Below are 14,337 nucleotides of genomic sequence, written 5' to 3'. Positions count from 1 at the left end.
TGATTAAAACTCCCTTCAAAACTAGGATATAGTACTGTGTGATGGCTAGCAGTAATCTGGTCAAAAAACCCTTTTATATCATGTCTGGTTAAAGACTTACAGCAGATTGCAGGGGGTAAGGGGTAGCTGACAAGTGTAGCGACTTCGCTTAGGCATCAAGTAAAAATAAGTAGTGCGAGCATCTTGCTCGCGCGGGCAAGATGCCCGCACTACAAATATTAAATTGTTCAACTTATTTTTACACGAATCCTTAGTACAAGTTCCCCATTCCCCATTCCCCACCTCAAGACAATTGTGCAACACTTAACAAAAGTGCCAAAGTTTTAATTGTCAATCATCTTCTTCAAGGTTATGGGTAAATTTTTTTCGCCTACCCGCTATTCCAAGCGAAAAAGAAAGAAAGTCTCGCGCTATCTACGCCGTCTACTGTTAGTAATGCTTGTAGGCATATTGGCTTTAGGTGGATGTCGGGCTATCTTCCAGAGAACTGAGCAAGCTAAAGTCACTCATGTAACCTTGTGGCAAGGGGTAAATCCACCACCAAACCGAGATGTGTTGCAAAAACTGGTGGATAAATTTAATCAGACTCACCCAAATATTCATGTAGAGTCGCTTTATGTCGGGCAACAAGATCAGCAAACGCCCAAGATTTTAGCAGCGGTAGTAGGTAATGCACCCCCTGATTTGTTGTGGTATAACCCAACAATTGGCGGACAATTGGTGGAACTAGGGGCGCTATTACCTTTAGATACTATGCTGGCAAACTCGCCAATAAAAGATGAAATTGACCCTACTTTGTATTCATCAATGCAATACAACGGTAAGATTTGGTCAGTGCCATTTGCAACAAATAATGTTGGTGTATTTTATCGTCCCAGTTTATTTAAAGCAGCGGGAATTAATAAATTACCTAGTACTTGGGAAGAGTTTCGACAAGTTGCAAAACAATTAACTCGTGATACTAATGGCGATGGACAGACAGATCAATATGGGATGTTTCTCCCATTGGGTAAAGGAGAATTTACAGTATTCACTTGGTTGCCTTTTATGTGGAGTGGCGGCGGTGAATTGGTAAAAGAAAATTCTCAAAATGCCGCAGCAGTTAATTTAATAGGTAATCAAGGAGCGATCGCAGCTTTACAATTTTGGCGTAATTTGATTACTGATGGTTCTGCTATGTTATCTGGCCCGGAACGAGGTTATGAGCCAGAAGCTTTTTTGAGTGGTAAGGTTGCAATGCAATTAATTGGGCCTTGGACTTTGGGAGAATTTCAAGCTACAGGTGTCGATTTTGGTGTCTTTCCCATTCCTGTTGCTCAACGGCCTGCTACTGTGATTGGCGGTGAGAATTTGTTTTTATTTAAAACTACACCGCAGCGACAAAAAGCAGCGTTTCAGTTTGCTGAATATACTTTAAGTGAGGAATTTCAAACTGAATTAGCTCTAGGCACTGGTTATATGCCTGTAAATTTAAAGGCGCGTCAAAGTGCTAAATATCAAGAGTTTGTGCAGAAAATACCAGCATTGAAGGTATTTTTAGAACAGGCAAAATATGGGCGATCGCGTCCTATTTTTCCTGGTTATAATCGGATTTCAGATAGTGTAGGGCGAGCAGTTGAATCTGTGTTGTTGGGCAAAAATTCCCCAGATGATGCGCTTAAAGCAACTCAACAGCGGTTAGATTTAATTTTTAAATAATTAAGCTAATGCGCTTACATATTACAATCCTATTTGATTTAAAAATCTTGACAAATTCAGATCCCCACTTCCCACTATTTAACCTTAATCTTTTTTTCTATCGATCCAATTATCAAGTCAGCTAGTAATGCAATTACCGCCGCCGGAATTGCCCCCGCTAAAATTAGTTGATTATTCACTACTGCTATCCCCCGAAAAATAAATACTCCTAAACCACCTGCACCAATTGCAGCTGCAATGGTGGCAATCCCGATAGCAATTACTGTTGCAACCCTTACTCCTGCAAGAATCACTCCCATTGCTAAAGGAATCTCAACTTGCATTAATAATTGTTGATCTGTCATTCCCATGCCTCTGCCAGCTTCACGAATCGCTGGATCTACACCAATAATGCCTGTATAGGTGTTACGAATTATCGGTAGCAGGGAATATAAAGTCAAGGCAACAATTGCTGGAATTACACCAATTCCACCAATTATTGGAACGGGAATAAGTAAACCAAATAGGGCTAAACTAGGAATAGTTTGGAGAATATTTGCTATACCAAGAATTGGTTGGCGCAGATGCGTTTTACGTGTAATCAAAATGCCTAGCGGAATGCCTATAAGTATAGCAATTCCAATAGCAATGCCTACTAAAAACAAGTGTTCTAGAGTATGCTGAAGAATTTCCGAGGCATATTTAATTAAGAAGAAATCTTTCATAAAGTTTTGGTAGACGCCGATATAATAAATCACACAACGATCGCATGAAAATCCTCTTCCCTACTCCCTAAGCTAATCTGCCTTTAACTTGCATAATCCTTTGCCTCAGAAAGACGCAAAGAGAAGTTGCGTGCGGGGGTTCCCCCCGTTGAGCAAACTTCGGAGGACGCGCTTAAGGGGAGACGCGGGGATGCAATTTGAATGATTATTAGCTTACTCCCCACTTTCACGACAGAGAACGCAGACATTGGAGAAAAGCAAGGCTTTCTGGATGTGATGAGTGCATAAATTCATCCCTTGTCTCCAATACTGCCAATTCTCCTGCATACATTAAACCAATTCTTGATGCTAAAACAAAGGCTTCTTGAATATCATGGGTGACAAAAACCACTGTCTTACCCAATTCCTGTTGCAGATGCTGAAACTCTTGCTGAAGTTCTAAGCGCGTAATCGGATCTAATGCGCCAAAGGGTTCATCCATTAATAATACTGGTGGATCTGCTGCTAATGCTCTGGCAACACCAACTCTTTGCTTTTGTCCTCCTGAAAGTTCATGAGGATAACGTCCAGCAAATTGTTCTGGATTTAAACCTACCAAATGTAACAATTCATAAACCCGTGTTTTGATTTGTTTGGGTTGCCAACCTTCCAAAGCTGGGACTAAACCTACATTACGTTCAACAGTAAAATGGGGAAATAAACCAGTCTCTTGAATCACATAACCTATTTTTCGCCGCAGTTTAATTTCATCCCATTGAGTTGTAGGAATGCCATCAAATAAAACTTCGCCTTTTGTAGGTGTCAGTAGACGATTGATTAATTTCATTGTCGTTGTTTTGCCGCTACCACTACGTCCGAGTAAAACTAGTGCTTCTCCTTTGTGGATAACAAAATTGAGATTTGACACTAAAGGCCGATGGTTGCGGCTAAAAGTGACATCACGAAAGTCAACGGCAATTTGATTGTTTTGCACCATGGATTAAGTTATTGGTAGTAAACTGCCAAGGCTAAATTTATGCACTAGATTTCTGGTTAAGGCATCAAGTAAAAATAAGTAGTGCGAGCATCTTGCTCGCGCGGGCAAGATGCTCGCACTACAAATATCAAATTGTTCAACTTATTTTTACACGAATCCTAAGAAGGCGAAGACAGCGCAACTACGAACCTTTTCTCTCGCAATATTTCAGGCTTGCCACACCAGTAGAGAGGGCTAGAAGCTGCTAGCTAATTTCGGGACGCCATTTCTCCATCATGGCAATGATTTCTGAAATTCGACGTTCACCGCACCAAACTAAATCAAGTTTTTTGAGTTGTTCAAGACTAATACCACCATCCAAATCAGCGATTTGATGATATTCTGTATCTCCCATCGCTGCAAGTAAATCTTGGAAAATAATAGTCTCATCAAATTGGGGATTTGTCTGTTGATCGTTGAGAATTGCTATTGCTCGTTCTTCTGATAGTCCTTGCAGTGTACCAAAAATGAAGCGTGTAGGAAAGTCCACATCCCGCAGGGCTGGATGACGTGAAACTAATCCTGCTAAGATGACTCCCAGATAAGCAGCAGCTCGGGCATTACTCAGTAACTGTATTTGTTGAGATGCAATCTCTGTTAAACTGGTGAAAAATGGACATCCTAGCTGTTGTTCGATCGCAGCCATTGGATCTGCGACAATAGAGGATTGTAATTGTGCTGCAAACAAGGCTCGATGTTCTTGTGGTAGGTAGTTGAGTAAAGTTTGCTGAGCGCGATCGCTTATGATCATCTCATGATCTAGCCCAAAGCTAAAGTCTTTGCCCGGTTCTAAACCTTCACGGATTAAAATGTTAAAAATATTACCTTGAGCTTGTGCTTGCAGTTGTTCATACTGAGATTGCTTAAGAAAAAGTTGACAAAACCAACTATGGCTATCAGACTTACATTCAACCAGTATTTCGTTAACAATCAAAGCTGTTAACTTTTCCGTTCCTAAAAGAGTTTGCCAATGTACAATTAATCTTTTCATAGCAGCCTCGTCGCGATAATTCAGCGCCTTGAGTAGTTGGCGCTTCGCGGTTGCTGCTGGATGTCTATTTTTGCCAAAGCCGTTAATTTTCAAACTTTTATCAAGAGTTTTGGGTATGTCAGCTTGCTCTTCTTTTACCTCATTTAGGAATCTGATGTCATGAGTGAGATCGCGGAAAAATCAAGTAAAATCATCTATGGGATTTCACTATGTTTATAGATTTTTCGATTACATGTACTGTTAGTTATGGTACAAAATTTACTTCAACTTAGTAGCATATGACCGTAAACAGCTGCAAAAATTATTCTAAAATTTCAAAACATTCCTCATAATAGTCAGAATATAGCTAATAAGTGAGGATTGCAATTGCCAAAATGACATCTGATTTTTTCCCAGGTTTTGTTTGACTAATTAAAAGTAACCAGTAATAACACTTAAGCTATAATTGGATAATTCAATAAAAGTCTATATTGATATTGATGAACAGTCAGCTACTGGATGGACATTACCAAATATTGACAGTTTTAAACACAGGAGAATTAGTACAAACTTATTTAGTGGAAGATACTAAAATTCCTCATAGTAAATTTTTAGTACAGCGGCTGAGTCCACCTAGTAATAATCCCAAAACTTTAAGCATTCTGCGCCACCTGTTTACCAGTCAGGTAGCAAACTTAGAAAAGTTAACAAAAGAATACGATCAAATCCAAAAGCTAGTTGGTTATTTTGAAGAAAACGAAGCCTTTTATTTAGTTCAAGAGTTCATACCTGGTAATTCTTTAAATGAGGAAATTTTACATGGTGTACCTCTTAAAGAAAACGAAGTAATTAATTTATTAATAGAAGTATTAGAGATTTTAGTTTTTGCCCATACACATGGGATAATTCATCGAGATATTAAACCAGCAAATATTATCCGTCGAGAATCAGATAAGAAATTAGTTCTGACTAATTTTGGTGGTGTCAGAGAAGTCATCACTCATACTGTTGATACTAAAGAATATATGCCTGTTGAACAAACTCAGGGCAATACTAGATATAACAGCGATATATATGCTTTGGGCATAATTGCGATCGCAGCAATTACAGGTTTAAAAGCCAACGAAATTTATCAATTAAAAAATCACAAAAAATCGCTCAATGGTGAAATCATTTGGCATGATAAAACCACAAATATCAATCAAGATTTAGTCAGAGTTCTGAATAAGATGGTACGTTTAAATTACCGTAAACGCTACCAATATGCAACCGAAATATTAGACGAACTCAAGTTAATAACAAATCATGAATATCAGCAGCGAAAGCGTCAACAAAAAATCTTAGGACTAATTTCACTGGGAATATTTGGAAGTATTAGCATTAGCTTAATGATTTGGTTTTCCCAGTTACCTAAACCTCCAAGCAAGACTCAACAATTTTATCAATCAGGAGTAGACAAATATCAGTCAGGAAAATATCAACAAGCCGTTGAAGATTTGACTCAAGCAATTGCAGCAGATAATCAAAATGCCGCAGCTTACAATAAACGAGGTGATGCTTTTTATCGCTTAGGAGATTTCCAAAAAGCACAAGCAGACTCCAGCCAAGCGATTTTACTTAATCCTCAAGATGCTAATGCTTACTATGACAGAGGATTTTCCTTATATGAAATGAGTCAGCAGAAAGAAGCGATCGCAGACCACACGCAAGCAATTAAACTAGATCCTAAAAATCCATACACTTATTATGGGCGGGGTCTTGCCCATGTTAAACTGAAGAGTTATAAACAGGCAATTAAAGATTTTAATCAAGCGATCGCTCTTAAATCCAACTATGCTAAAGCATATTTACAGCGAGGTTTGATTCATCGCCGTCTCAAACTGCGGCAAGCAGCCATCAAAGATTTTAATCAAGCAATTAAGATTAATCCCAAAGACGCCAAAGCCTATTATCAAAGAGGCTTGACTCAATATCTCAGCAATCAAAAACAAGCAGCAATTAAAGATTATACAAACGCCATTAATCTTAATCCCAAATATACAGAAGCTTATTTAAAGCGTGCTGATATTTATAGTGAAATTGGAGATAAACTCGAAGCTACCGCAGATTATAACAAAGTTTTGCAACTGCAACCTAAATCAATTACAGCCTATATTCATCGGGGTTTACACCGCTTTTCTTTTGGAGATTATCGAGGAGCAATTGAAGATTATACCGAAGCCATTGAACTAAAACCAAATAACGCAGCAGCTTATAACAATAGGGGTAACGCTTATTTAGAATTAGGAAATAAAAAAGCTGCTAATCAAGATTATACACAAGCGATCGCCATTAATAAAAGTTATGCTTTAGCTTACTATAATCGTGGAATAATTCGCGCTAGAGTAGGAAATAAAAAGACTGCGATCGGAGATTTTCAAACAGCTGCAAAACTGTTTAAAAAACAGGGAGAAAAAGACAGCTATAAGGATGCACAAAAAGAAATTGCTCTTATCCAAAGGAATTTATCACCAGTGAAAGCTTATCGCATTAAATCCGGTAAACGCGAAAAAAATTGAATTATAGCTTGCAAATTGATTTGAGAATACCCGGTTATAAATTTTCTGGATTACCTTTAGGATTAGGCATTTAAAAAGTTGTTTTTATTTTTCTTTTTTGTTCTTGTCTAGTTTCTCTTGGATAGCTTCTCTACAGAATTCAGCAGGGTTATCTTGTTTTTTTACCTCTTCTTTCATTCTTTCGCTAACACGAAAGCTGAGATTTGCTGTAAGTGACTCTTCACCTTTTGGCTGTAGTGGTTCTAGGTTGTCAGGATTCCCTTTAGGATTGGGCATTATTGAGAAATATAAATAAGACTTGAGGGATAAGCGCGCATATAGATAAAGTTTTAAATCGGTGGTGTTCTTAGCCTGGAAAACTGGTTCACCACCGATACCACTTTGATCAAGAGGTAACTCTATTTTATGTTCACGCGTTCCGAACTTGAAGTCTTAACCGTTGCACAGCTAAGAATCCTATGCGCTAGATACGGTATTAAACCAACTGGCAACTCAGGATATAAAACAAGCTATATCGTTTCTTTGATGGCATTCCCACAACTAGCACTACAGCAACTCAGGCAAGATAGAGGATTAAGGCTACCTGGGTTTACTGCCATTCAGTCGCTGATAGCGATCGCAAACGAGATGAACTCACCCACTGATGAACAAGCAGCATTGATTAGAGTCACCATGGAGGGAATGAAAATGAACTACCCAGATAGATATAACCAAGAAAAACTGCTAGCGTTACATACAACCAAAATGAAACTTGAGCAGGTGATACAACTGTTAGAGATGCAATAATTTTCTTTTCCAATATGTAAGGTGTGTCAGTATGAATAATTTCTTGGGTTCTTAAGGGTTTCTCTTTCCTGAGACACCTTACTAACTTCCTCTGCGATTCGATAATCTTGAATTCTCCCTGCTACCCTCTTGCGAATCTGTAATTAATTGATACACTTGTTCTTCATTAGCCCAGTTAACCAGCGCCTATGGTGCATGTCAAGCGCGTGGAACTTACCAACTTCAAATCCTTCGGTGGCACAACCTCTGTCCCTTTGCTGCCGGGGTTTACTGTCATATCTGGGCCAAATGGTTCGGGTAAGTCTAATATTCTAGACGCGCTGCTATTTTGCCTCGGACTTGCCAGTTCTAAGGGAATGCGGGCTGATCGCTTGCCGGATTTGGTAAATAATGCTCAAACTGCTAGGGGACGTGCCGCGATTGAGGCTAGCGTCACTGTGACGTTTGATTTGTCAGGGGAAGATTTCTCACGCAGAGGCGCAGAGTCGCAGAGTGAGGAAGGCGCAGAGAGTCCCGACTCCCCACTCCCTACTCCCGATTCCCTAGCTGAATGGAGTGTCACGAGAAAGTTACGCGTGACTCATCAAGGTAGTTATACGTCGAATTATTATGTCAATGGTGTTAGCTGTACGCTGACGGAGTTGCATGAGGAGTTGGAGAGTCTCAGGATTTATCCTGAAGGCTATAATGTGGTGCTGCAAGGGGATGTGACTAGCATTATCTCGATGAATGCTAAGGAACGTCGGGAAATTATTGATGAGTTGGCTGGGGTGGCAGCGTTCGATCGCAAAATTAATCAAGCTAAGTCTACTCTGGATGAGGTGAAGGAGAAGGAAGATAGCTGTCGGATTATTGAGACGGAGTTAACTGCACAACGCGATCGCCTTTCTCAAGATCGGGCGAAGGCGGAGAAGTATCAAAGGCTACGCACGGAGTTTTTACATAAGCAGTCTTGGGAGGCGGTTTTATCTTGGCGTTCTCTGCAAGCACAGCAGGAAAGTTTAGCTACGCAAATTCAAACGGGCGATCGCAATCATGGGGAACTGACAAGCCAACTCACTAGTTTAAATACGGAAATTGCTCAAAAAACCGCCCTGTTGGATCAACTCAATGCCCATGTGAAGGCGTTGGGGGAAGAGGAATTGTTGGCGGTGCAATCTACTCTTGCGACTCAAGAGGCGGAACGTAAGCAACTCCAACGTCAACAAACGGATTTGGAAACTGCTCGCCAAGAAACTGCGAAGCGTCTGGTGCAAACTCAGCAGGAGGTTGAACAACACCAATGTTCTTTGGGACAAATTGCTGAAACACAAGATGTGGAAAGGCAATCTATTGTTTACTGTCAGCAGCAACGAGATGAAGCACAGCAGGCTTTGGAAGGTTCTCGCGCTGCCGCGGCCGAAATTGCCTCGGCTTCTGAGGCTTGGGTACAACAACAAACGGCGCTAAATCGACAAATTGAAACTTTGCTGCAAACTGTTGAACCACAACGCACGGAGCAAGCACAACTGAATGAGAGGTATAATCAGCTACAACAGCTTGTCCAGGAGCAAACTCAGCTGGTTGCAACTTTAGAACCTCAATCATTAGAAAAACAGGCTGAGTGTCAAGAGATTGAAATAGAATTTAATACTTCCAGCGAACCCATCCAAAATTTAGCCCAAAATCTCGCAGCCACTGAACAAGAACTGCAAATCCAACAGGATACTCAAAGGCGGCTTTTGCAAGAACAACGGGAAAAACAACGCTCTTTAGATAAACTAGAGGCGCAAGCGCAAGCGCAGCAAGAGGTACAAGGTACTCAAGCAAGTAAAGTTATCTTACAATCGGGAATACCGGGGGTTTGTGGGTTAGTTGTGCAGTTGGGCAGGGTGGAACCCCGCTATCAATTAGCTTTGGAAATTGCCGCTGGGGGACGCTTGGGACATATTGTGGTGGAGGATGATGGGATTGGCGCCGCCGGAATTGAATTGCTGAAGCAGAAGCGTGCAGGGAGGGCAACTTTCTTACCGCTAAATAAGATTCATGCACCCAAGTTTACCCAAGATGCAACGCTGCGTCTGGCTGGTGGTTTTGTTAACTATGCTGTGAATTTAATCGATTGCGATCGCCGTTATAAAGATGTATTTAGCTATGTTTTCGGGAACACGGTGGTGTTTGCCAATCTGGAAGCGGCGCGAAAAAACTTAGGGTTATATCGCATTGTCACTTTGGATGGGGAACTGCTGGAAACTAGTGGGGCGATGACTGGCGGTAGTAATACCCAACGTTCGGCGTTGCGGTTTGGCAATGCGGAAGCGGCGGAATCTGATGAGGCAATTGCTTTGAAAAACCGCTTGGTGGATATTGAGCGGATTATAGAGCGTTGTACTGAAGCGATCGCCTCTTTGTCAACTAAGACAAAAGCCCTATCGCAAGAACTCACAGAAGCCCGACAGGCAAGGCGAGAACAGCAACTGCAACTAGAACAGTTACACAAAGAAATTAAGAGTTTGAGCGCCCAGCTAGAAGGGACGCGATCGCAACTGACACAAAACAGCGAAAAATTAGCTCATGCTCAATCTCGCTTGGCAGTTTTATCAGGGGAATTACCAGAACAAGAAACTCAACTGCAACAATTGCGACATGTTTTAGCAGAGTTAGAAGCCTCGCAAACCCCCAGTGAATGGCAACAAATCCAAGCCATAATTAAAAATCAAGAGCAACAATTACAACAAAAAGACACGGCATTACGGGAAGCTGAGCAAAGATTAAAAAATCTCGAAAATCAGCAACAGCGTTTGCAAGAACGCATCCAAGAAGCCGAGGAGCGAATTTCTCAATATCATCAAGAGCAACAGACGCAACAAAATCAAATCAACACACTCAGCACTCAGCACTCAGCACTCAGCACTCAAATCGCTGAAATCCGAACTAAGTTGAGTGAAATGGAACAGAATTTAGGAGAAGAAAAACAAAAACGCGACGCCACAGAACAGGAAGTGCGATCGCATCTTTTGCGTCAACAACAATTGGAATGGGAACTAGAAAAACTGCAAGAAACCCAGCACAAGCGCCGGGAGGAACTAATTGCCTTACAAGCACAACTGCAAACCGTAGCAATAGAATTGCCTGATCCCTTACCAGAAGTGCCAGATCAAGTGGATTTGGAAGAATTGCAGAAAGAATTGCGATCGCTTACCAAACGTTTACAAGCGATGGAACCAGTAAATATGCTGGCATTAGAAGAATACGAACGCACCCAAAACCGCCTCCAAGAACTGACACAAAAACTACAGACATTAGAAGCAGAGCGAACTGAGTTACTTTTGCGAATTGAAAACTTTACGACATTACGCCAGCGTGCTTTTAAAGAAGCCTTCGATGCCGTCAACGAAAACTTTCAATCAATTTTTGCTATCCTTTCTGATGGTGACGGCTATCTACAACTCGACAATCTCGAAGATCCGTTTAGTAGTGGTTTGAATTTAGTCGCCCACCCCAAAGGCAAACCAGTGCAAAGACTAGCTTCCATGTCTGGGGGCGAAAAATCACTCACAGCCTTAAGCTTTATTTTTGCTCTGCAACGCTACCGCCCATCGCCATTTTACGCCTTCGACGAAGTTGATATGTTTTTGGATGGGGCAAACGTAGAACGATTAGCTAAAATGATTAAACAACAGGCACAACAAGCTCAATTTATAGTTGTGAGTTTGCGTCGTCCGATGATAGAATCAGCCGAACGCACAATAGGCGTGACTCAAGCGCGGGGAGCTTACACCCAAGTTTTGGGTATTAAGTTACAATCCTCTAATACATCTGCTTGAGTTTTTGTTAATAATAGTGTATAGATAAACCGGATTCGAGATCAGGACTCCGTATAGAATGACCTCTGAACAGATAATTAGGCGTTCCGACATATTGAATACCCAGGTAATTACCCGCGACAACGGCAAGCGGTTAGGGATCGTAAGTCAAGTCTGGGTTGATATCGATCAAAGAGAGGTTGTGGCTCTTGGTTTGCGAGACAGCCTGATCTCTATTTCTGGTCTGCCGCGCTACATGTACCTCAACAACATCAATCAAATTGGCGATGTCATCTTAGTTGATAACGAGGATGCCATTGAAGACGTTGATGTTGACACTCTCAGTAACTTAATTAACTGGGAAGTAATTACAGAAACAGGCGAAGTTTTAGGTAGAGTGCGGGGCTTCAAGTTCAACGGCGAAACAGGTAAGATTGAATCCATCGTCATCGCTACTCTGGGATTGCCTCAAATCCCCGACCAATTTCTGAGTACTTATGAATTGTCGGTAGAGGAAATCATTAGTACTGGCCCTAATAGATTGATAGTAGTTGAGGGAGCCGAAGAACGAGCGAACCAACTAACAGTTGGCTTACTAGAGCGCTTGGGCATTGGTAAAGCCCCGTGGGAGCGAGACGCCGATGAAGAATACGGCTATAGCGCCCCTCGCACAGTATCGCCAGCCAATCAACTACCCAGTGGAGTACCATTGCAGCCACCCAAGCCCAGAGTTCGGACTCCCGAACCCGTGGCACAAGAGGAAGAAGAATGGCACGAAGACTATGTAGAAGAAGAAAGACCACAGCGCCAGGTAATGAAAGCACGCCAGTATGAATCGATTCAATACGAAGAAGACGAAGAAGAAGATAACTGGAGTGAAGCCACAAGTAGGGATAGATATCAACAGCAGCCAAAGTATGAATCTCAACCTTCCTACAGCAAACCCTACACCGATGATTACGATGATTATGACGACGATGTAGACAGCGATGCTTGGGATGATGCACCAAAACCTGTAAATATTCCTAAAAAAGTCAAAGAGCGACAGCCAGAATACGAAGAAGAAGGCGGATATTAATTAAAAAACCCTCCTCTATGCTGAGGAGGGTTTTTTAACAAGTTCCGTATTACGTGCTTCGCAGCGGTAGCGAGTCCGCGATAGCGTTAGAGTCAAGCCTGCGGCATAGCTTCGCTTAGAGCGACACAGGAGCGTCACGTCATTACGAATTACGAATTACGAATTATTTAACGGTCTGACCTCAGCGTCAATCTTTTGGGCAATTGAGGTAGCTTCACGGCGAATTCTCTCAGGGTCAAGCGTTAACATATCGCGTTTGTGCATTAAAACTTGTCCATTGACAATGACAGTATCAACATCTTGGGCATCAGCTGCATAAACCAAATGCGAAATCACATCGTAAAGCGGGATTAGGTGAGGTTCTTGAAATTTAACTTGAATGACATCTGCTTGGAGTCCCACCTTAATCGCGCCAATTTTATCTGCTAAGCCTAATGCTTCAGCACTGCCGAGTGTCGCCATACGCAAAACTGTCTTAGCAGGTACAGCAGTAGGATCAAGAGTTGTCCCTTTATGAATCAGGGCGGTAAGTCGGATTGCCTTCCACATATCAAGAACGTTGTTTGACGCAGCTCCATCTGTACCTAAACCAACCTTAATTCCGGCTTTCAGCATCGCCGGAATTGGTGCAAAGCCAGAAGCCAGCTTCAAATTTGAGTCAGGATTGTGAATTACACCAACGCCTCGTTTCGCCAGTAGAGCAATTTCACTTTCGTTAGGCCAAACAACGTGCGCGGCAAAGACACGCGGGTCAAGAAAGCCGAGATTTTCTAGATGTTGTACTGGCGTTGCACCATAACGGTTTTGAACGTCTTTAACTTCGGTTTGTGTTTCCGCTAAGTGAATCGTCAGCGGCACATCATAATGACGTGCCGCTCGAATCGCTTGGACAAGATGTTCTGGTGAAACTGTGTAGGGAGCATGGGGAGCAATAGCTGGTGTAATCCGTGGGTGCTTATCCTTCCAGCGTTTGACAAAATCCACCGACGCGGCAAATGCATCATCCCATCCTTGAAAACCAGGGCTGGGAAAATCTATTGATGAGCCTGTGATAATGGCGCGTAAGCCGCACTCATCAACTACTTTAGCGGCAACATCTGACTTGAAATACATATCAACAAATGTCGTTGTACCGCCGCGGATCATCTCCCAACAAGCAAGCTGTTCACCAACACGAACAAAATTTTCATCAACAAACTTCGCTTCTGCTGGGAAGATGTAATTTTGTAGCCAATCCTCCAACGCTAAATCGTCCGCAAGACCACGAAACAGAACCATCGCTGAGTGAGAGTGACCGTTGACAAGACCTGGCATCAGTACCATCCCCTCACCTGGCAACATTCTTTTAGCTCTGTAGGATGCCATGATTTTGTTTTGTGTATTCACAGCAACAATTTTGCCGTTTTTGATGGCGATCGCACCATCTTTAATCACAGGTTGTGCATCGTTCATGGTGACGACAAAATCACCACCCACAATCAGTTCTACATTCTGCTTTCCCTGATTGCTTGGGTTATAGTTACCCTGAGCAATAACTATCTGACCGAAAAAGACAACAAACGTTGTACAAACGAAAAAAATTAACAGTTTAGAATATTTTGTTAGCTGGCGTTTCACACTATTATCCTTGTTTGATTTTTACTTTGTAAGTGGGGAGTAGGGAGTGGGGAGTGGGGAGTAGGGAGTGGCTTTCAAGGGTAGGTTTTTCATATTCAGTCTGAAAAAACCTATTTTTTCGTTCCG

At 41.9% G+C, this 14,337-nt stretch carries 10 protein-coding genes; 5 read left to right on the top strand and 5 right to left on the bottom strand.

Annotated features, from left to right (window positions below; translation table 11 throughout):
* The first annotated feature begins 351 nt into the window (after nucleotides 1-351).
* Entirely contained in the window at nucleotides 352-1,698 is a 1,347-nt protein-coding gene (locus AC5JMF_RS32655; protein ID WP_495799860.1) for an ABC transporter substrate-binding protein, read from the top strand.
* Between the two features lie 74 nt (nucleotides 1,699-1,772).
* Here AC5JMF_RS32655 and AC5JMF_RS32650 read toward each other — a convergent pair whose 3' ends face one another.
* The 3 genes from AC5JMF_RS32650 to AC5JMF_RS32640 form a co-directional block, all read right to left on the bottom strand.
* Entirely contained in the window at nucleotides 1,773-2,402 is a 630-nt protein-coding gene (locus AC5JMF_RS32650) for an ABC transporter permease (RefSeq protein WP_495799859.1), read from the bottom strand.
* Between the two features lie 226 nt (nucleotides 2,403-2,628).
* The gene (locus AC5JMF_RS32645; RefSeq protein ID WP_495799858.1) at nucleotides 2,629-3,378 is read right to left on the bottom strand and encodes an ATP-binding cassette domain-containing protein; all 750 of its coding nucleotides are present in this window, start codon (nucleotides 3,376-3,378) and stop codon (nucleotides 2,629-2,631) included.
* Between the two features lie 244 nt (nucleotides 3,379-3,622).
* Nucleotides 3,623-4,501, bottom strand: a complete 879-nt coding sequence (locus AC5JMF_RS32640) for a hypothetical protein (RefSeq protein WP_495799857.1) — start codon at nucleotides 4,499-4,501, stop codon at nucleotides 3,623-3,625.
* 386 nt (nucleotides 4,502-4,887) lie between these two features.
* Here AC5JMF_RS32640 and AC5JMF_RS32635 point away from each other — a divergent pair, with 386 nt between their 5' ends.
* Entirely contained in the window at nucleotides 4,888-6,945 is a 2,058-nt protein-coding gene (locus AC5JMF_RS32635; RefSeq protein WP_495799856.1) for a tetratricopeptide repeat protein, read from the top strand.
* Between the two features lie 84 nt (nucleotides 6,946-7,029).
* Here AC5JMF_RS32635 and AC5JMF_RS32630 read toward each other — a convergent pair whose 3' ends face one another.
* Nucleotides 7,030-7,221 (bottom strand): hypothetical protein, encoded by a 192-nt coding sequence (locus tag AC5JMF_RS32630; RefSeq protein ID WP_495799855.1) that lies wholly within the window; start codon nucleotides 7,219-7,221, stop codon nucleotides 7,030-7,032.
* Nucleotides 7,222-7,350: 129 nt separating this feature from the next.
* Here AC5JMF_RS32630 and AC5JMF_RS32625 point away from each other — a divergent pair, with 129 nt between their 5' ends.
* The 3 genes from AC5JMF_RS32625 (at nucleotide 7,351) to AC5JMF_RS32615 (ending at nucleotide 12,594) form a co-directional block, all read left to right on the top strand.
* A complete protein-coding gene (locus AC5JMF_RS32625; protein ID WP_495799854.1) occupies nucleotides 7,351-7,731 on the top strand; it encodes a hypothetical protein in 381 nt (126 codons plus the stop codon).
* Nucleotides 7,732-7,919: 188 nt separating this feature from the next.
* Entirely contained in the window at nucleotides 7,920-11,537 is a 3,618-nt protein-coding gene (smc, locus tag AC5JMF_RS32620; protein WP_495799853.1) for a chromosome segregation protein SMC, read from the top strand.
* 58 nt (nucleotides 11,538-11,595) lie between these two features.
* Nucleotides 11,596-12,594: a PRC-barrel domain-containing protein gene (locus AC5JMF_RS32615; protein ID WP_495799852.1), complete on the top strand. Its 999-nt coding sequence runs from the start codon at nucleotides 11,596-11,598 to the stop codon at nucleotides 12,592-12,594.
* A gap of 156 nt (nucleotides 12,595-12,750) precedes the next feature.
* Here the strand turns inward: AC5JMF_RS32615 and AC5JMF_RS32610 are convergent, their stop codons facing one another.
* Entirely contained in the window at nucleotides 12,751-14,211 is a 1,461-nt protein-coding gene (locus AC5JMF_RS32610) for an amidohydrolase (RefSeq protein WP_495799851.1), read from the bottom strand.
* Between the last annotated feature and the right edge of the window lie 126 nt (nucleotides 14,212-14,337).

Source organism: Desmonostoc vinosum (genome assembly GCF_059505385.1).
The sequence above is the reverse complement of the archived record's forward strand: the minus strand, read 5'-3'. Positions and strand labels throughout refer to the sequence as shown.